The sequence below is a fragment of the Streptomyces sp. NPDC051104 genome (assembly GCF_040682835.1).
GTDB classification, from domain to species: domain Bacteria; phylum Actinomycetota; class Actinomycetes; order Streptomycetales; family Streptomycetaceae; genus Streptomyces; species Streptomyces cynarae.
Genome location: NZ_JBFBBS010000037.1, coordinates 1 through 16,941, shown reverse-complemented (window position 1 = coordinate 16,941; position 16,941 = coordinate 1). Strand labels below are relative to the sequence as shown.

The 16,941-nt window shown below is 67.4% G+C and carries 16 protein-coding genes and 1 pseudogene; 5 read left to right on the top strand and 12 right to left on the bottom strand.

Annotation, left to right across the window (positions count from 1 at the left end):
- Nucleotides 1-98: 98 nt before the first annotated feature.
- The 4 genes from AB0N14_RS32200 to AB0N14_RS32185 form a co-directional block, all read right to left on the bottom strand.
- Nucleotides 99-1,355 (bottom strand): styrene monooxygenase/indole monooxygenase family protein, encoded by a 1,257-nt coding sequence (locus tag AB0N14_RS32200; RefSeq protein ID WP_366029234.1) that lies wholly within the window; start codon nucleotides 1,353-1,355, stop codon nucleotides 99-101.
- A 158-nt stretch (nucleotides 1,356-1,513) separates the two neighbouring features.
- A complete protein-coding gene (locus AB0N14_RS32195) occupies nucleotides 1,514-2,392 on the bottom strand; it encodes an SDR family NAD(P)-dependent oxidoreductase (protein ID WP_366029233.1) in 879 nt (292 codons plus the stop codon).
- A 13-nt stretch (nucleotides 2,393-2,405) separates the two neighbouring features.
- Nucleotides 2,406-3,032 carry a peroxidase-related enzyme gene (locus tag AB0N14_RS32190; protein ID WP_366029232.1) on the bottom strand — a complete coding sequence of 209 codons (627 nt, stop codon included), beginning with the start codon at nucleotides 3,030-3,032 and terminating at the stop codon, nucleotides 2,406-2,408.
- A 16-nt stretch (nucleotides 3,033-3,048) separates the two neighbouring features.
- Nucleotides 3,049-4,347, bottom strand: a complete 1,299-nt coding sequence (locus tag AB0N14_RS32185; RefSeq protein ID WP_366029231.1) for an AarF/UbiB family protein — start codon at nucleotides 4,345-4,347, stop codon at nucleotides 3,049-3,051.
- 276 nt (nucleotides 4,348-4,623) lie between these two features.
- On the opposite strand from AB0N14_RS32185, the gene AB0N14_RS32180 reads away from it, so the two are divergent.
- Nucleotides 4,624-5,508, top strand: coding sequence for a hypothetical protein (locus tag AB0N14_RS32180; protein WP_366029230.1), 885 nt, complete (start codon nucleotides 4,624-4,626; stop codon nucleotides 5,506-5,508).
- Nucleotides 5,509-5,760: 252 nt separating this feature from the next.
- Here the strand turns inward: AB0N14_RS32180 and AB0N14_RS32175 are convergent, their stop codons facing one another.
- Both AB0N14_RS32175 and AB0N14_RS32170 read right to left on the bottom strand, forming a co-directional pair.
- Nucleotides 5,761-6,654: an LLM class F420-dependent oxidoreductase gene (locus AB0N14_RS32175; RefSeq protein WP_366029229.1), complete on the bottom strand. Its 894-nt coding sequence runs from the start codon at nucleotides 6,652-6,654 to the stop codon at nucleotides 5,761-5,763.
- Between the two features lie 432 nt (nucleotides 6,655-7,086).
- Nucleotides 7,087-7,551, bottom strand: coding sequence for an AraC family transcriptional regulator (locus tag AB0N14_RS32170; RefSeq protein ID WP_366029228.1), 465 nt, complete (start codon nucleotides 7,549-7,551; stop codon nucleotides 7,087-7,089).
- Between the two features lie 791 nt (nucleotides 7,552-8,342).
- On the opposite strand from AB0N14_RS32170, the gene AB0N14_RS32165 reads away from it, so the two are divergent.
- The 3 genes from AB0N14_RS32165 to AB0N14_RS32155 all read left to right on the top strand — a co-directional run bounded on the left by AB0N14_RS32165 (nucleotide 8,343) and on the right by AB0N14_RS32155 (nucleotide 10,803).
- A complete protein-coding gene (locus AB0N14_RS32165; protein ID WP_366029227.1) occupies nucleotides 8,343-9,383 on the top strand; it encodes an NAD-dependent epimerase/dehydratase family protein in 1,041 nt (346 codons plus the stop codon).
- Nucleotides 9,380-10,129 carry a maleylpyruvate isomerase family mycothiol-dependent enzyme gene (locus AB0N14_RS32160; protein ID WP_366029226.1) on the top strand — a complete coding sequence of 250 codons (750 nt, stop codon included), beginning with the start codon at nucleotides 9,380-9,382 and terminating at the stop codon, nucleotides 10,127-10,129. The genes AB0N14_RS32165 and AB0N14_RS32160 overlap by 4 nt, the downstream gene beginning before the upstream one ends.
- A 200-nt stretch (nucleotides 10,130-10,329) precedes the next feature.
- Nucleotides 10,330-10,803: a DUF6444 domain-containing protein gene (locus tag AB0N14_RS32155; RefSeq protein ID WP_366029224.1), complete on the top strand. Its 474-nt coding sequence runs from the start codon at nucleotides 10,330-10,332 to the stop codon at nucleotides 10,801-10,803.
- A 453-nt stretch (nucleotides 10,804-11,256) separates the two neighbouring features.
- Here AB0N14_RS32155 and AB0N14_RS32150 read toward each other — a convergent pair whose 3' ends face one another.
- The 3 genes from AB0N14_RS32150 to AB0N14_RS32140 form a co-directional block, all read right to left on the bottom strand.
- A complete protein-coding gene (locus AB0N14_RS32150; RefSeq protein ID WP_366029222.1) occupies nucleotides 11,257-11,934 on the bottom strand; it encodes a hypothetical protein in 678 nt (225 codons plus the stop codon).
- Between the two features lie 326 nt (nucleotides 11,935-12,260).
- Nucleotides 12,261-12,410 carry a hypothetical protein gene (locus AB0N14_RS32145; protein WP_366029221.1) on the bottom strand — a complete coding sequence of 50 codons (150 nt, stop codon included), beginning with the start codon at nucleotides 12,408-12,410 and terminating at the stop codon, nucleotides 12,261-12,263.
- A 192-nt stretch (nucleotides 12,411-12,602) separates the two neighbouring features.
- On the bottom strand, nucleotides 12,603-13,466 hold the full coding sequence (locus tag AB0N14_RS32140) for a restriction endonuclease (RefSeq protein ID WP_366029220.1): 864 nt from the start codon (nucleotides 13,464-13,466) through the stop codon (nucleotides 12,603-12,605).
- A gap of 215 nt (nucleotides 13,467-13,681) precedes the next feature.
- Here AB0N14_RS32140 and AB0N14_RS32135 point away from each other — a divergent pair, with 215 nt between their 5' ends.
- Nucleotides 13,682-13,924, top strand: a complete 243-nt coding sequence (locus AB0N14_RS32135) for a hypothetical protein (protein ID WP_366029219.1) — start codon at nucleotides 13,682-13,684, stop codon at nucleotides 13,922-13,924.
- Nucleotides 13,925-13,965: 41 nt separating this feature from the next.
- Here AB0N14_RS32135 and AB0N14_RS32130 read toward each other — a convergent pair whose 3' ends face one another.
- The 3 genes and pseudogenes from AB0N14_RS32130 to AB0N14_RS32120 all read right to left on the bottom strand — a co-directional run bounded on the left by AB0N14_RS32130 (nucleotide 13,966) and on the right by AB0N14_RS32120 (nucleotide 16,059).
- A complete protein-coding gene (locus AB0N14_RS32130; RefSeq protein ID WP_366029218.1) occupies nucleotides 13,966-14,442 on the bottom strand; it encodes a GNAT family N-acetyltransferase in 477 nt (158 codons plus the stop codon).
- Nucleotides 14,439-15,696: pseudogene (locus AB0N14_RS32125) on the bottom strand (IS256 family transposase). The gene AB0N14_RS32130 and the pseudogene AB0N14_RS32125 overlap by 4 nt, the downstream one beginning before the upstream one ends.
- A gap of 36 nt (nucleotides 15,697-15,732) precedes the next feature.
- A complete protein-coding gene (locus AB0N14_RS32120; RefSeq protein WP_366029217.1) occupies nucleotides 15,733-16,059 on the bottom strand; it encodes a hypothetical protein in 327 nt (108 codons plus the stop codon).
- Nucleotides 16,060-16,941: the final 882 nt, after the last annotated feature.

Genomic DNA, 16,941 nt, shown 5'->3' with positions numbered 1-16,941 from the left:
CTCCGTTACGGTTTAGCGCCTAGGGGTGCCCAGGCGGGCGGCACGGGATACCCGCCGGCCACGGCTTCTGCCGCCCGTGCCGCCATGATGCCCGGGTTTCAGTGGCCTGATCCGGCCGCGGCGCCGACGACCTCGGCGAGGTAGGCGGCGGCCTTGTCGGGGTCGGTGAACCATTCCAGGAAGTCGTTGGGGTCGTCGAAGGCCTCGGTGTAGCGGTGCGCGATCGCGGTGAATTGGCTTGCGGCCCCCAGGAGCTCGAGCATGTGCGGGGGCGGTGGCTGGAGCATGATGTTCGTCCACTCGGTGGTCGCGCGCCCGTGCAGCGTCCAGAACGTCTCGAAGGTGTGCTGCATGAACGCACCGTCGAACGGCTGGCCTCCACGTTCCAGGATGGCGTCGAGGTAGACGGAGGCGAACTTGGCGGCCATGTTCGACCCCTGACCCGTGATGGGGTCGTTGGCGACGATGACGTCCCCCATGCCCAGGACGAGGCCGCCGGACGGCAGCGTCGCGACCGGATGACGGACGACGGGGGCGAACCCGCCGCGCAGCGAGGCGCCCGTGTCGGTGAGCTCCAGCTTGGTGTACTGCTCGCGCGCCCACGGCACGTGCAGTTCGAGCAGCTCGACGAAGCGCTCCAGGTGCTGCTGGGGCGACTGGATGTCGCCGAACACGTCCAGCGGCCCGCCGGGGATGGCCTCGAAGAACAGGATGTGGCAGGGGCCCGAAACGGTGAGCGCGGGCATGACGATCATCTCGCCCTTGCCCGGCAGCATGTGGAACTCGACCGTGTGGTCGCCGGGGGCGGCCGGGTCTGGCTGGTAGCCGTTGACGTAGACGACCGAGAGCATCCGCTGCGGGGCGGTGAAAGGCGATCGGGACGCGTCGCGCTCGAACACCTCGGCCAGTCCGTCCTTGCCGGCGGCAACGATGACGAGGTCGTACTTGCCCGCCCAGGTGTCGAGATCCGCGGCGGTGGCGCCATGGATGACCAGATTGCCGCCGTTTTCCGTGAACAGCCGCAGCCACCGGGACATCTTGACCCGCTGGTCGACGTCGGCGCCCGGCTTCTTCAGCGGGCTGGTCCAGTCGACGACCGGAGTGGCACCGTCAGCGCCCACCATGAAGCGGGTGAAGGGGGTTCGCGGCGCCTTTCCGTCCCAGAAGTAGATGCCGAGATCGCGCTCGAATCTGAGCGTGCTGTCGAACTGGAACTGCGACGACATGATGTTGCCGTGCTCTATCTCGTCGGCTGTACGCGCCGACATCACGGTGACGTCGTAGCCGTGCTGCTGGAGCCCGAGCGCGAGTTGCAGCCCAGACTGCCCGGCGCCGACGATCAGAATTTTGCGCATCCCGAGCTACCCTCTCTTCTCGCGGTGACGTGTGAATTCGGTTGTTGACGAACCGCGCATATTCAACTGTCCTCACTGAAAGCGCCTCGGCCTTCTCTCGCTTTGCCCAGAAGGCCACGGCGCTCGAATGAGAATTCGACACTGCGGCGGGCGGAGGGCTACGGCGTGGGAAAGAACGTGCGGACGAACTTCTCCCAGGCCCGCTCCCCGAAGATCACGCGCTGCGGCCGCAGCAGCCGTACCGGTATGCCGAGGCGGTAGCGGATCCGCGGATGGCGCACGGTGATCGCCTTTTCGACGAGGGCGGCGACATCGCCGGCGCGCAGCGAGAGACGACCGCGGCCCTTGGGATGCTCGACTTCCCGGTAGGCGCCGTGCCAGACGACGAAGCGCTCCCAGAAATCGCCGTACGGATCGTTGTCGGTGGAACCGGGGGCGAGTCCGAGGTCGCCTACGGTGGTGGGGACGAACGCGCCGAGGATGGGCGAGGGCTCGATGATCACGACCTTGATGCCGAAGCGGCGCACCTCCAGCCGCAGCGAGTCGCCGATCGCCTCGAGCGCGTGCTTGGTGGCCTCGTAGTATCCGCGTCCCGGGGTCGCGAAGAGCCCGAAGATCGAAGACATGAGGACGATGCGGCCCGCCCCCTGCTCCCGCATGCCCGGCAGGACCAGTTGCGTCATGCGGGAGAGCCCGAAGACGTTCGTCTCGAACTGGCGGCGGACCTCCTCCATGGGGGTCTGCTCGATCGTGCCGTTCAGGCTGTAGGCGGCATTGTTGATCAGCACGCCGACCGCGCCGTGTTCGGCGGTGATCCGGTCGACCGCCGCGATCATCGACTCCTCGTCGGTGACGTCCACCCGCAGGGTGGTGATGCCCTCCTGCGCCAGGTCCTTGAGACCCTCCAGGCTCCGGCCGCTCGCGTAGACCGGCCATCCTGCTCGGTGCAGCCGCAACGCGAGGGCCCTTCCGGTACCCGAGGAGAGCCCGCTCAGCGAGGAGACCCCGGTGATCAGAACCGCGCGGGACGGATTCATGGTCGGCCCCGTCTCAGTCGCCCGCGGCGGGCGCGGCCGATGAGGAGTCGTCGGGCAGCTCCTGCTGGGAGATGCGGCTCCTGGTGACCGTGGTGCCGAGCCCGAGACCGTCCACCAGGCGTGTGATGAAGTTGAACAGCGCCGCGCAGAAGAACGCCTCGAGCAGGTCGTCGGTGGTCCAGCCGGCGTCCAGCGCCACCTGCCAGTCCTCGTCGGTGATCCGGTAGGCGCTGCGGCTGAGCTTGGTCACCAGCCGCAGCAGCACGCGGGTACGCTCGTCCACGGGAAGGTCGTCGGGAGAGTCCGCGGCCTCGATCGCGTGGGCCAGTTCCTCGGTGCCGCCGAAGACCTGCAGGAAGAAGTTGTGCGTGCCGACACAGTAGGGGCACTGGTTCACCTTCGACGTCCAGGCGGAGATCAGCTCCCTGGTCTGCCGGGGCAGGTTCCCGTGGTTGAAGACGCCGTTGTAACCGGCGAGCATCGTCTCGAGGAGTTCCGGCTTGGACGAGACCAGTCGGAACATGTCGGGCACGAAGTCCAGCGAGGTGACCTTCTTGGCGCGCTCGTAGAGTTCCGCCAGACGTCCTGTCGCGTCCGCCTCGTCGATCAGTGGGACGCGGACTCCGGAATTCACATCCATCTGCACACCTTTCTTGTCATGAGCCGACCGAAGCACGTGGGATGTTCCTGCGGCGGAGTACGGGCATCGCCTCCGCCTGGAAGTCGAGTTCCGGATCGAGGCCCTGCACGATTCCCTCGACCACCAAAAGCGAGAGGAGCGGAAATGCGAACTCGGGCACCGGATACAGTCCGAAACGCCGTTGGAGATCGAAGAGTCGTCCGGCGAACTTCGCCAGGTTGAATTCACTGGACCTGGCTCCCGTCGACTCGGTGACGAGTTCGGTGAGACTCGCTCGGAATCCGTCGAGATCGCAACCCTCGGCGATACTGGCCGCGCTCTCGATGATGATCTCGGCGCAGAGCGGGCCATTGCCCATGGCCATGTTGATGAAGAAGTCTGCGAAGGAGGCGCGTACCTGCTCCGAGAGCTTGATCACGAAACCCGCGTCGAGGACGACCAGGGAACCGTCGCTGTTGACGTAGAGGTTTCCCGGGTGGAGATCGCAGTGCACCAGTCCGTCCACGAAGAGCATCTCGTAGACCATCGACATCACCCGGCGCGCCGCGGCCTTGCGCGCGTCCGCGGACAGCGACTCGGGTGCCGTACGGGCCAGCCCTTCCACGTACTCCATCACCAGCACGTTCTCGGAGCACAGATCAGGCAGCGGCGCCGGAATCCGAACCCAGGCGAACTCGCTCAGGTTTGTACGCAGGTCGCCGAGCGCCTCACGCTCCGCCGTGAAGTCCAACTGGTGCAGGATCGCGCCGCCCACCTGCGCGTGCATGACCTTGAAGGGCATCGACCGCAGCTTCGGCAACCGTTGCATGGCGCCCATGGCCATCCCGGTCAGCCGGAAGTCCCGCCGCATCACGCGGCCGATACCCGGCCGCCGCACCTTGACCGCCACCTGCCGGCCATCGAGGGTGACAGCGCGGTGGATCGTCGCGATGCTCCCGGTGGCCACCGGCGTCGGATCGAATTCGGCGAACGGCCACGCCCGCCCCTTGTAGGCGCGGCGCAGAACACCTTCGAGGCGGTCCCGCCGAGGCGGAGGCGTGGCATCTGAGAGCCGGCCCAACTCCGTGCACACCTGCTCCGGCAGGAGATCGCGTCGCGTGCTGAGCAACTGGCCGATCTTGATGTACGACGGCCCGAGCGAGGTCAGCAGCGACGACAGACGCTCGCCCGCGTGTGCCCACTGCCGTCGGCGCAGGCGCGCGGCGAGTACGGTGGGCCCTGAGACCACGGCATAGCCGAACACGGTGCCGCCGACCCGGGCGGCGCGCAGCGCCGTGCCGGGCAGTTCCGCGAGAAATCCGGCTGCTTGCGCCATGCCTGTCCCTCCCGCCAACGCGATGGGCAATGTAAGGCGCGCGAACCAGCGCGCCTGTCCTGATCGCCGACGTAAGAAATCCTCGGCGTGCGATGAGGTGGGCGACTACTCCGAGCGTGCCCCGTCGTCCGGTTCGGGACCGGGCCGAATCGGCTGTCCGCCTGCGGCCGCGGCACACCATGGGCGGCACGCTCGAAGAACCACGACGCCTGCCGCCACGCCACACTCGACCTCGCGAACTGGCGGGCCTCACGCGGCCGGAGAGGTCGGAGTGCGATGGGAACGCGGTATCAGGCACACCGTGCCATCGGGGCGACGAGGATCACGCCCGACAAGTGGCATGCGGCGCGCGACGCGGTCAAGGACGTCGTCGACCGCTTCGGCGCATTGGTCGAGTCCGCGGATCCGCAGGCAATGGCGACGGCCGACTGGAGCGTGATGGACACCGCGGCCCACGTCGCCGCCGTCGCCTGGCTCAACACCGCGGCGGTGGCGTCCGATGACGCGCCGCTGCCGATGCCGGGCATACGCGAGCACATCGCCACCGCCACCGTCGACACCATCGGCACCAGCCTCAACTCGGCGCTCCTGCACGCTTACACGGAACGCGATCCCGGCAAAGTCGTGGGCACACTCCGTACCTCGATCGACGAGATCCTGCGTCTGACCGCCGCCGCGGATCCCACCCGGACCCTGAGTTGGCTCGGCGGCTCGCGAATCCCCCTGGCCGGCTTGGTGGCCCACCTGACCAACGAGTTGCTCTTGCACGGTCGCGACATCGCCCGCGCCGTCGACCTACCCTGGCATCTTCCGGACGAGTACGCGGCGCTGTTCTTCGAGCTGTTTCTCATCGAGATCGCCCGCAACGGTGCCGGTCACCTCCTGGACGACGACAGGCGGGTGCACCAGGGGCGCATTGCAGTGGAATTCCGCTCCGACTACACATCACCTGTCACGATGGTTCTGGATACCGGCGACGTCTGGATCGAAGAGCCGAGCCGCGACAACGACGTGCGCGTTCACTTCAAGCCCGCCACCCTGAACCTCGTGCTCTTCCACCGCGTCCCCCGCGTAAGAGCGGCACTGACCGGCTCGCTGCGTGTCTGGGGCCGGCGCCCCTGGCTTCTGGCCCCTTTCCTCCGCAAGGTTCGTCTCCCGTGAGCCGAGCGTAGATACGGGGGCCACACACCAGGTGGTGGTGATGCCCGCACGAGTCGAGCGGGGAACTCCACCCCCAACCGTATGCCGGAGGAGCAGATCCACCACCCGCCGTCGCCATCCCAGCAACGCGGGGCGGTCAGCGCTGCCCACAGCCAAGAACGAGCAGCCCGACTTCAGCAAGCCGCCGCGCGCCACCGAGGACGTCGTTGTCGCCCGCTGTTGTGGTCATCGGCACCGTCCTGAAGCTCGCGCTCAGCCGAACGACGCGATGAGCTCCAACGTTCGCGCGTTCTCCTCTTCGGTTCCGAAGAGCGTCGTCATGAACTCGGTGGCACCCGCGTCGGCGTACCGTCGCAGCTCTCGCTCCACGGTCGTCTCGTCGCCGATGATCGCGACGTCGACCGCCGTGGCGACGCCCTCGCGGTCGAGCATCGACCGGTAACTCGGCTCGCCGCCGGTGCCCACGGCCGCGTAGATGGCACCCAGCAATTCGCGCCGCGCCGGGGCGTCGTCGGACACGCAGACCGCCAGGCCGACCACGATGCGCGGCGCCGGACGCCCGGCCTCGCTCGCGGCGCGGGTAATCGTCGGCACCACATGGTTGGCGATGGTGCGCGGCCCGGTGAAGAGCGTGACTGTGCCGTCCGTCATCTCTCCGGCCAGCCTCAGCATCGCCGGACCGAGCGCGGCCAGCATCAGCGACGGCGGCGTGGCGGCGGGCACGTCGACCGCGCCGGCGACGGTCAGCGTCTCGCCGCGGTACTCGACAGGTTCGCCGCGCAGCAGGGGCGCCAGGGCCGTGAGGTACTCGCGTACGTGCTGCACCGGCCGATCGTAGGAGTATCCGTAGGCCCTTTCGATGGTCGCGCGGTGGCTGGGGCCGACGGCTAAGGTCAGCCGCCCACCCGTCGCGCTTTGCACCGTGAGTGCCTGTCCGGCCAGCGCCAGTGGGTGCCGAGGGTACGTCGGCACGACGGCGGTGCCCAGCTTGATGTCCGGGACCTCACGGCCTGCGACGGCCAGCGTGGTCAGCGCGTCGTCCCCGAAGACCTGAGGCAGCCACGCCGTGCTCACGCCCGCCTGCGCTGCCGCCCGGACCTGTCCGATCACGCCGTCGAGCGTCAGCCCGTGCGTGGTGACAAGCACACCGCTTTGCATATCAGCACTCATCATTTTCCTCCCATTTCAGCTCACGTTCTCTGCTTGCAGTTCGATGACTGCGTCTCGCAGTTCATCGATCACGTGGTCCTGCACAGCAGTCAGCGCCAGACCCTCGTATGCCGGCTGCTGCGGCATGGCCCGCGACCTGCCGGACCGTCAGCGAGTCGAGCTCAGCAGGCCACGGTCGCCCGTGAATCGACGGGCTGCGGAGTGTCGTTCAGCGGTCGCTGAGCACGGCCGGGACGTCGTCGTACGTACCGTTGGTCGCCGCGTCGCGCAGTGTGGCGGGGCGTCGGGCGTCGGGCGAATCTGGCATGCGCGGCCATCACCTCCACACGGCTCATGCCTCTGGGTGCTGATCTCTGCACTGCATCGGAGCGTAGCCGGTTTATCGAAGTACGACTTCGTCGATATTGCCTAGATTTCCGCTTGCGATGCTACGACTGCGGATCCAGTCGCCTGTTGCAACTTACGTGTATGTTGTCGCCGGAGTTGGCCAGGCGCGACACCGAACATTGCCGAGAATCGGGTGGTGAACGTGGTTACGCTGCCATACCCCACCTGGTGGGTTATTTCAGCGACACTCAGTGTTGTGGACTCGAGCAGATACTTGGCTCGCCACATGCGCACAACGGCCAGAAATTTGATTGGAGACATCCCCACTTGGCGCTGAAATACACGACAAAAATGAAAATTACTCAACCCGGCAATTTTCGCGAGAAACGAGAGGGAAAGCTTCTCTCCGTAACACTGACAAATGACCACGAGCGTTCGCTCGATCGGCTCGCCAATCTGGTTTTGGGATGCGAATGCAAACAGCCGTTCGTCCAGACCCCCCTCCTCTTGCCTTAAGCATTCAAGCCACGAGGAATCGCTTGACATGACGCACGACCCTTCTGGATGCTCGCTCAGTTGGACCGGCATTTTTTCGAAGTCTCAATCGAGAGGCGTTGTCTAAGCGCTCCGTGTTGCGCCACATTCGACGACTCGACGTAAGCCGTACGCCGACAGATCGCGGTCATGCCTTCGGCAGGATGCGCTGAAGGCCCTGACCCGCAGCGCGGGTTGTGGCCCCCCAGGACGAGTCCCCTCCCTAAACGGCAGCTTACACGCTTCATCGAGATACGACTCCTTCGATATTGCCGTCCACCGTGATCACTTGGAAGCGTGGAAGGGCTGGTATGGAGTTCCCTGGGCAGCCGGTACTTACGGCCGAAGCCGGAGTCTCACTATTTCCCATCCTGGCATTTCGTGACTACTGGCCAGTTCGCTTGGGGAGCCCTTTCAGGAAGGGAACGAATTTCGGCCGTTCTGCCTTCGGCGCAGCAGCAAGCCGCCAAGACGTCGACGATCAGGTTTATCCGAGGGTCAATACCGGACGAAGCGGAGGATGCGGCGACACGCCGAACACCTTTCGAACGCGATGTGTAGCTCCACCAGTGCGCTGTCTTCTCTTTCGTGGCCCACCTCCGTGGGCGGTCCGGGGCGGCGCCTGAGCACAGCAAGGAATGAGAAGGCATCGGCTCACATGGTTGTCATGATGCAGAGACAGACCGTGTCTGTGATGCAATCTGTAGTTCCACTGGAGATTGGCGCGCGCCGGCCTTCGGGCCAGCCGGTCCTCGGTTCCGACGCCAGCACGACCCGCGCTCGGTTCCATGAAGGGGTGATCGATGCTGATCTGCGTAACTGGTGGCACCTGCTTCGTCGGCGCCCACTCCGTCGCGGCCCTTGTCCGGTCGGGTGCACGGGTGCGACTGCTGGTCCGCGACCCATCCGGAGTGGACCAGGCGCTGCGCCCGCTGGGGGTCGCCCCGGCCAGTCTGGAGGTGGTGGTCGGCGACGTCACCGACAGGATCGCCGTCGCCAAGGCAGTGGACGGGGTGGATGCGGTACTTCATGCGGCATCGGTGTATTCCTTCGACAGCAGGCGGCGTGCCGAGATGCGGAGGACCAATGTGCGTGGCACGCAGCTCGTGTTGGGCTCCGCCGTGCGCGCCGGGGTTGACCCGATCGTCTATGTGTCCACCGTCGGCGCGATGTACCCCGCCGCAGGCAGCGTGATCCGGGCAGACTCCCCCCTCGGCATGCCACGCGAGGCATACCTCGCAAGCAAGTCGGTTGCCGAGGCAGTCGCCCGCCTGCACCAGGAAGAAGGAGCGCCAGTGGTGATCGCCTACCCGCCGGCGCTGCTCGGACCACACGACCCGCATATGGGCGACCAGAGCGCCCGGCTGCGGAATGCCCTGCGCGGCTTGTTTCCCATCTGGCCAGGCGGCGGCTTCCCGATGGGTGACGTTCGGGACACCGCCGAATTGCTTGCTGCCCTCCTCGCCAAACCGGCCGGGGAGCGGGAGCGACACTTCGGCCCCAACCGGTATGTGACCACCCGTCAGTACGTCGAGGCTCTTCGGCAGGCAACCGGCCGGGCACTCCCGGCGAAGTTCCTGCCTGCTCGCTCGATACTGCCGTTCGGGATGCTCACAGACCTGCTGCAGCGAATCTGGCCCTGGCACATCCCTGCTGAGTACGGCGCCGTCTATACCTGTGCGCACGCCACGCCCGTCGACGCGAGTGCATCCACATATGGCATCGCCCCACGGCCGATCTCCGACACCATGGCCGACAGCGTTCGCTGGCTGTACGAGTCGGGACATGTGTCTGCTCGCCAAGCCGGCCTTGCGAGCAGAGTCCTCGAGGAGCCGTCGACATGACGGCAAATCAGCAGTCGGAGGCCTTCTGGAGCCTCGCTTACCGCTCCTGCCAGGAGAACGTAACTCGGCTGGCACGAGCACATCCCGAGGTATCGGAATGGCCGGTGCCCGCGTGTCCCGACTGGAGTGTGCGGGACCTGATCGCACACTTGCTCCAGACCTGCCGGATGGTCGTCGCAGAAGTGTCCGGCGACATCGATCGACCTCTGGCTCCGCAGCCGAACACTCCTCTCGTGCACCTGCTCACCGCCTGGGAGGAGTTGGACGGGGTGCTGGCGGAGGTACTGGAGCGCACCCCCTGGCTGCGCCGCGGCATGATGCTTCTGGATGCGTTCTCTCACGAGCTCGACATCCACGGCGCACTGGGCCTCCCCGTGCCTCGCGACCATGTCGCCTTCGCTGACGCACTGGAACTTGCCACGATGGGCTTCACCATGTCGGTGAACGCGCACCACCTCCCGGCGCTGCGCATCGAGACGCCCGACCATACGTGGCTCGTCGGCGAGAGCGACCCTGCCGCGACTGTGCGCGGAGAGAGCATGGAGGTGTTTCGTTCCCTTACCGGGAGACGCACACTCCCCCAGATTCGCGGGCTTTCCTGGAGCACGGCACCCGAGTCCTGGCTGCCCGCCTTCACATGGGGTCCCTTCACTCCACCGGCTCAACAGATCGAGAGCAGTGCGGGAGCGGTGCAGCAAAGGCTTTGGTTCCTGCCGCCGTCATTGAGCACAGGAGTCGTTTCCTAGCGTGCAGAGAAGACGCCGGGACCCACGAGATCCGGTTGCTTCGCCACTGGTATGCAATCCGGTTGCTTCGCCACTGGTATGCAGCGAGGTGCCGCTCACGCCCCCAACGCCGCCCCCATGTAAGCATTCAGAAGGTCGCGATCGAGTTCGTCGTCTGACGATGTGACAGGTGGCGGGTGGGTGGGGCAGGATCCGTGGTCATGTCGTCCGCGTTGGAGTCTGCGTCGCGCGAGGAGCTCCTCGCGTTGATCGGGTTGCTCCAGCGGCAGGTGACGGCCGCGGAGGCGCGGGCCGAGGCCGCGGAGGCCCAGTCGGCTGAGCTCGCGGCGGCCAACGAGCGGTTGACGGTGCGGGTCGCGGAGTTGGAAAGGCGGCTGGGCCGGAACTCGGGCAACTCCTCGATGCCCCCGTCCAGCGACACCTTCGGCAGGCCGGAGAGGAAGCCGGCGCCCAAGAGCGGTCGTAAGCGGGGCCGTCAGCCGGGTGCGGGCGGGTCGGGACTTGCCATGGTCTGCGCGCCCGACGTCACCGAGGACCATGTCCCGGGGGCCTGTACCAGCTGTGGGAGCACGCTGGGCAAAGACGACAGCATCGGCTTCGAGCGCCGTCAGATGAGAGGGACGCTTACCGCCCGTTCACCGCCGGGCACAACAGGCAGGCAGCCGGTCGCTTGAATACCGGCCAGGCCGGGCCGCTGAGGACTGCGGCCCGTCAACGATGCGGCGCTGAGCGGCTCGGGTCAGTCTTCTTCGCCGCCGTGCGTGCAGCTGTATGCGGCGATGCACTTCTCCACGCAGGCGGGACGGTAGAACTCATCAATCCGACCCGATCGGAGAACAACTCACCGACCATCGGAGGTCGTCTTCTCCGGTCCGTTGTCTGAAGATCAGGGACCCGGCCAGCACCGAGACCACCTCCCTGCCCGTCTCGTCTGCTGAACGAAGCCTGGCCCATCACCACGGGGGGAGTGACGGGCCAGGCTCGCGTCCACGGTGCGATATCCCCCGCAGGCGCGCAGTCTGTTCAGGAAGCGGCGGCCTCGACGCGCTTGGGGTTCGGCCCAGTCCGACAGGCGGCGTCCCGGAGCGGGCACCGATGACCGCGCTGGCATTGCCCGGCTGAGCTGGTCAGTTCAGGCCCAGCTTGGACGCGGCGGTGGTCCAGTCGCTGGCGACGGCCTGCTGAGCCGCAGCGAGAGTGGTTCGACCGGAGCAGACCGCGGTGTGCAGCTTCGTCTCCACCGGGTTCTTCTTGTTGTTGATGCCGCCGCCGGGGTTGTGGCCCGGGTCGGCGGGTTCAACCCACAGGTTGCGCTCGTCGTTGGGGTCGCCCCCCAGCTGAAGGCTGATCAGGTGGTCGTACTCTGCGTCTCCCATGCGGCCGGTGTAGCCGTAGGGGGCGGCGTTCAGCTTCTTCTCCCGGCTCGTAATCGAGACAGGCCGGCGGACGCCGCCGGTGTAGCCGCCCTTGCGGCAGATCGTCGACTTCAGGGTCGCTTCCGTGACGGCCGGAGAGATCGCGCCGGGGGTGCACTTCGGATCCGGGAGCGGCTCCCCACCCTCGGTCCGGTAGTGGCAGCTGCCCGCCGGTGGCTGCTGCTGGACGGTGTACGTCTTCTGCGGGCCCGCCCCGACCGCGATCGTCTGCCCCAAGCCGCCGCCCGCGCCGGCGGCCGACGCCTTGGACGCTGGCGTTCCGCCCAGTGATCCGGCTCCGACGTTGTGGGCTTTGGGCGAGCAGCCCGCCAGGAGGAGTCCGGCGAGCAGCACGGACGACGCGGCGGATGACGGATTGCATGACGGCACCTCACACATGGGCAGCAACTGAGCAGATGCTGCCCCAGCCGCCTTCCGTCCTACCGACTGGGGGCGGCGCGAAGGAGCACGGACGTGTACGACTTCTGACAGATGGAAGGTGGCCGTTGGGCACGGAGAAGCCTCGGAGGTGGTCCTCGGGGCTTCGTGCTGCGGATCGCAGCAGGTCAGGGCACGGTTCGGGTTCAGATACCGTGAACGTCTACCAGGGCCAGGACTCCGACTGGGACCCGGGCGAGGAGGATGCGGTTCTCGTCGTCCTACTGCGGCGACCGTGCCGCCTGGCATCCGGCGTCTGGCCGCACTGTGTCAACCGACTACTCCTCCGACGCAAGCGCCTCACAGACGTTCAGCGTCATCTGCCCAAGTCTCTTGTATGAAGGGCGGATCAAGGTGACCTCAACAAACAGCCGGTCGCCCGCGCTGACCTGACCGGTGTCGAGGGATTTCTTCAGCCCCGGGGTCATCGCGGAGTGATGGAGCACGCCCTTGGTGTTCCCCGGAAGGTCGTCCTATCCGTCCGTGACGCGGCATCCAACGATGACCGCCCCGCTCCGTGACACGGCGACACCGCAGAGGAACGGTGCCCACTGGTACCTCTTTTACGCACTGGCCGCCAGGCCGGTGCGTGGGTGCCTGGGTGCTCGTGATCAATACGCCTAGGTCGCCGGCTCGCCCGAGGGTGCGGCGGCGGTGCCGCGGGTGTTCCAGCGGATCAGCAGGGTCGCGGCCGTGAGGGACAGCACGGTCAGCGTCGCGGGCACCAGGACGTCGGCGGTGTCTCCGCGCCACAGCCGCGCGTTGGTGAGCCAGGCCACCGGCAGGTCCAGAAGGAGCAGGCCCAGGCCGGTCGGCCAGTAGCGGCGGCGGGACTTCTCCCGTATGCCCGAGGCGATCAGGACCGCGGGGACGACGAGCATCAGCAGCGTCACCAGGGTCCGGTTCGGGCGGGGGTCGTAGCCCTCGCCGCCGGGGATGAACAGCGCTACGGCGGTCAGGACGAGACCCAGCACGATCCGCCCCGTGCCAGGTCGCCTCTCTCGGGCAGGGGCGAGGGGTGGCGCGGGGGCGAAGACCGGTGCCGGTGTCGCGGGAGGTGTCGGAGCCGGTGCCGCGGCGATACGGCGGGCCGGGGCGTTGACCGCGGTCATCGAGCCGTCCAGGCCATAGCCGAACAGCGCGATGCCGTTCTCGGCGGCGTACTCGATCGCGGTGGCGGCGTAGCTGCTTCCCGTGAAGAAGAGCAGGTCCTTGTCCATGGCCCGGCCACGGGCCCCGAACAGGCGCTGCAGTTCGGGCCGCCCCACCGCGGCCCCCTGGTACTTGACCTGCCCCAGCGCCTGCCGCGAGCGTACGTCGACCCCGCCGTCGCTACCGCCGGGCTGGGCACGGGCGTCCTCGTACCCCCAGTGGCGCATCCAGGCCGCGGCATTGTGCTCGGCCTCCTGCCAGGACTGGATCTGACGTCTGGCCGGAGGCTGCGGCGGTCTGACCGCCGGGGTGTTTTCGCTCGTCACAGCCATGAAGTATCGCCGCGCCAGACAGTGGTCCGCCAGCGCGGCGGCCACTACACCGCGGCGGCGCTGGCCCTGCTCGATGACCACGGCCGGGCGGTGGCGGCCGCGCGGATGCTGCGGCGCGACGGCTGACGCGTGGTCGACCTGACCGCCCGCGAGGGCGGCCGCGCCTGTACGCCCGGGACCGCCGGGGCCGTGAACTCGACGTCGGGTTCCGCCCGGTGGCGAGCGAAGCCGCCACGGACGAGGACGAGGGCGAGGGCGCGGGCGGGCCCGCTCCACTGCGGGAGGCGGGCCGTCCCGGCGCCGACGGCCTGATCCGGGTCGTGGTCCACCTCGGCGGCTTCAGCCGTACAGACGTGCTCTGGGCCGGCCGCCAAGGCGGCGTCCACCTCCTCGGCGGCCGCCAGCTGCAGCGCTGGGCCTCCGGCGCCACCCTGGCCGACCTGGACCTTCCTGGCTGATGTCCGTAGGGCCCTGGGAGACTGCCCGGGCCGAGTCATTGTCAAGATCTGTGGATCGGGCCAGGCTGAGGCGGCTTGGTGGACATCCTGATCTTGATGTCGTTCTCGCCGTGACGAGTGACTTCGTGCAGGCCCAGTCGCCGGTAGAGGGCCTGGGCTCGCTGGTTGACGACGAGGACGTCCAAGGTGAAGTCCCCGCCCTGCTGGCGGGCCTGGTGCAGGAGGCTGCGGATGAGCTGGCTGCCGATGCCGCGCCCCTGGTGGTCGGGGTGGAGCTCGATCCGCGCCAGGTAGATCTCCGTTGGCCGGTGCTCGACGTGGAGCATGCCCGCATCGACGCCGTCGGCAGTGATGATCTGCCATCGGTCCGGGGTGAACACGCGGGCGTGGAAGTCGCGTTGGATCTGTTCGTCCCAGCCCCAGACGGCCGTGACGTAGGCACCCATGGCGGCTTTGTGCAGATGGAAGCAGTACTCGCTGTCCGCGGAGGTGGCCGGCCGCAGACCGATGGCCGTCATGCCGCTCGCTCCGTGGGCCGTTCGATCAGTCGGCCGCCTTCGAAGCGGGCTCCGGCGCGGACGAGGGCGACGAGGTGGGGTGCGTTCACCGCCCGCCACCGCTGCTGCGCGGACTCGACGAGTTTGAAGACCATGGCCAGGGCGGCGGTGCGAGAGCCGGCGCCGCGGGTGACTTTGGTCCGCAGCCGGACGGTGGAGAAGGTCGACTCGATGGGGTTCGTGGTCCGCAGGTGGATCCAGTGTTCGGCCGGGAAGTCGTAGAACGCCCGCAGTTGGTCCTGGTCGTCGGTGATCTTCTTGACGGCCTTAGGGAACTTCGCGCCGTAGAGCTTGGCGAACGTCTTGACCGCCGCCTCGGCGTGGTCGCGGTCCTCGGCGTTGTAGATGTCCTGGATGGCCTTCTTCGCGCCCGGCTGCGCGGACTTCGGCATGGCGTCGAGGACATTGGCCGTTTTGTGAACCCAGCACCTCTGCTCGCGGGTTTCGGGGAACACCTCGGCCAGGGCCTTCCAGAAGCCCAGGGCGCCGTCGCCGACCGCCAGGACCGGGGCGTGCATGCCCCGGCGGGCGCAGTCGCGCATCAGGTCGGCCCACGACTCGGCGGACTCGCGGTAGCCGTCCTTGAGCGCGACCAGTTCCTTGGAGCCGTCGGCGCGGACCCCGATGAGCACCAGGACGCAGGCTTTGGCCTCCTCCAGGCGGACGCTGAGGTGGATGCCGTCGGCCCACATGTACACATAGTCGACCTCCGCGAGGTAGCGGTCCATGAACGCGGTATGGTCGGCCTGCCACTGCTGGGTGAGCCGGGTGACCGTCGCGGGCGAGACCCTGGCCGGGCTGCCGGGGAACTGCTCCAGGGCGGGCACGAAGTCGCCCGAGGACAGGCCGTGCAGGTAGAGCAGCGGCAGCACCTCGCTGATCTTCGGGGATTTGCGGCACCACGGCGGCAGGATGGCGGAGGAGAACCGCTTGCGCTCGCCCGTGACCTCGTCAACGCGCTGGTCGTTCACCCGCGCGGCCTTCACCTCGACCACCCCGGCCGCGGTGGTGACCTTCCCGGGCTGGTGGTAGCCGTTGCGGACCACGAGCCGCTCGCCGGGTCTCGTCCAGCTGGCCGGCCAACTCGGCTACGTAGGAATTGACTTCGGCTTCCAGGGCCGCTGCGAGCATCCGCCTCGCGCCATCACGGACGATCTCGTCGATCAAGGAGGAGCCGCTGGCGGTGGTGCCGTCGTCGTTGACTACGCTGAGCACGGGCGTGCCTTCCCGACCGGTGCTGCGAACACCGGCCTACTCGATGACCATCAGTCGATCACTCGGGAAGGCGGTAGCCCGAACGGCGGGATCGGCGTAGCAGCCGGACCGGGCGAGGAAGGCCTGGGAAAGCCAGGCCTCGAGCGCCTGGTAGGGCCAGGAGCCGAAGCCCCGGTTGTCGGCGATGGTGTCGAGGATGACTTCGTCGTCGGCTTCTGGCAGGTCGGTGTCGTCCAGCAGCCCGATCATGTGGAGCCGCAGCAGGTGTCCGGCACGCTCGTGGAGGCGGTGCAGGCGCTCATGGCTGGGGCACATGGCGCCTTCACCGTGGTCCTGGTCGTGGGCGTGGCGGTCGTCAGTCATGGGTGCTCGCTTTCGTTGTCTGAGCCGAAGCTCAGGAGTTGTCACCTGCGGAGCCGAGTGAGCTGGCGAAGTGGAGCCGTCAAAGCAGTCTGGTTGTCACCAACAAGGCATTCGACTTGTCACACGCGCTCATTCAGCACTCTTTCTGTCACCAGAAACGAAGATCGGGAGCCGGTGGCTCTCCGCAGCGCTTCCATGAAGTCATGGCCGCTACACGTGCTGGGTCGGGAAGGTTCGTAGAAGCCGCTGACGCCGGATCCGTGTGGTCGCATCAGTGCAGCTGGGAGGACCTTTTCGTGTCGACGGACGTCGATGCGGGCAGGACTGGGACCGCCTCGCCGTGGTCGGCGCCGAATGCGCACGTCTGGAGAAGTACCTCTCCGAGCGTCGGCAGCTGGTCACCCGCGCGATCGACTGGGGGCCATGGTGACTCCGACATCGCCGGACGGGCCCGCATGTCACGGCAGGCCGTGCACAAGATGCGCGAGAAGACCGGCACCGACCACCCCGAGCAGGCGTGACTCCGAGCCGAACACCGCGGCGGTGGGAGTCATTCGAGCTGGCTCCCACCGCCGGGAGCCGGCGGTCGCCGGCTCCCGGTCCGACGCTACGAGCCAGCAGGCACGGCGGTCAGAGGCGTAAGCGACACATTGTGACGGGATCTCGCCATGCGCCTCGACGGGCACTCGGCTCTGGCCCATCCTCCCGATCGCCGCGTCCCACGTCGGAAGCTGTCAAGTCAAATGAGACAGTTTGAGGTTATGAGTTCTGTTTCTGAGCTTCTGTCTCGGGCCGGGGTTCGTTGATCCACACGGCGGAGGGCAGCGTGGGCGGTTGGGGGCGGCGGGCGAAGCGTTCGGGGTGTGCCGCGTATGCCTGGGT

What these genes read in the sequence shown, in the direction of transcription:
- AB0N14_RS32165 (WP_366029227.1), top strand. Translation starts at nt 8,343, where the DNA reads ATGCTGATCTGCGTAACTGGTGGCACCTGCTTCGTCGGCGCCCACTCC.
- AB0N14_RS32120 (WP_366029217.1), bottom strand. Translation starts at nt 16,059, where the DNA reads ATGACTGACGACCGCCACGCCCACGACCAGGACCACGGTGAAGGCGCC.
- AB0N14_RS32200 (WP_366029234.1), bottom strand. Translation starts at nt 1,355, where the DNA reads ATGCGCAAAATTCTGATCGTCGGCGCCGGGCAGTCTGGGCTGCAACTC.
- AB0N14_RS32170 (WP_366029228.1), bottom strand. Translation starts at nt 7,551, where the DNA reads ATGTCAAGCGATTCCTCGTGGCTTGAATGCTTAAGGCAAGAGGAGGGG.
- AB0N14_RS32130 (WP_366029218.1), bottom strand. Translation starts at nt 14,442, where the DNA reads ATGACGGCCATCGGTCTGCGGCCGGCCACCTCCGCGGACAGCGAGTAC.
- AB0N14_RS32180 (WP_366029230.1), top strand. Translation starts at nt 4,624, where the DNA reads ATGGGAACGCGGTATCAGGCACACCGTGCCATCGGGGCGACGAGGATC.
- AB0N14_RS32195 (WP_366029233.1), bottom strand. Translation starts at nt 2,392, where the DNA reads ATGAATCCGTCCCGCGCGGTTCTGATCACCGGGGTCTCCTCGCTGAGC.
- AB0N14_RS32155 (WP_366029224.1), top strand. Translation starts at nt 10,330, where the DNA reads ATGTCGTCCGCGTTGGAGTCTGCGTCGCGCGAGGAGCTCCTCGCGTTG.
- AB0N14_RS32185 (WP_366029231.1), bottom strand. Translation starts at nt 4,347, where the DNA reads ATGGCGCAAGCAGCCGGATTTCTCGCGGAACTGCCCGGCACGGCGCTG.
- AB0N14_RS32190 (WP_366029232.1), bottom strand. Translation starts at nt 3,032, where the DNA reads ATGGATGTGAATTCCGGAGTCCGCGTCCCACTGATCGACGAGGCGGAC.
- AB0N14_RS32145 (WP_366029221.1), bottom strand. Translation starts at nt 12,410, where the DNA reads ATGACCCCGGGGCTGAAGAAATCCCTCGACACCGGTCAGGTCAGCGCG.
- AB0N14_RS32140 (WP_366029220.1), bottom strand. Translation starts at nt 13,466, where the DNA reads ATGGCTGTGACGAGCGAAAACACCCCGGCGGTCAGACCGCCGCAGCCT.
- AB0N14_RS32160 (WP_366029226.1), top strand. Translation starts at nt 9,380, where the DNA reads ATGACGGCAAATCAGCAGTCGGAGGCCTTCTGGAGCCTCGCTTACCGC.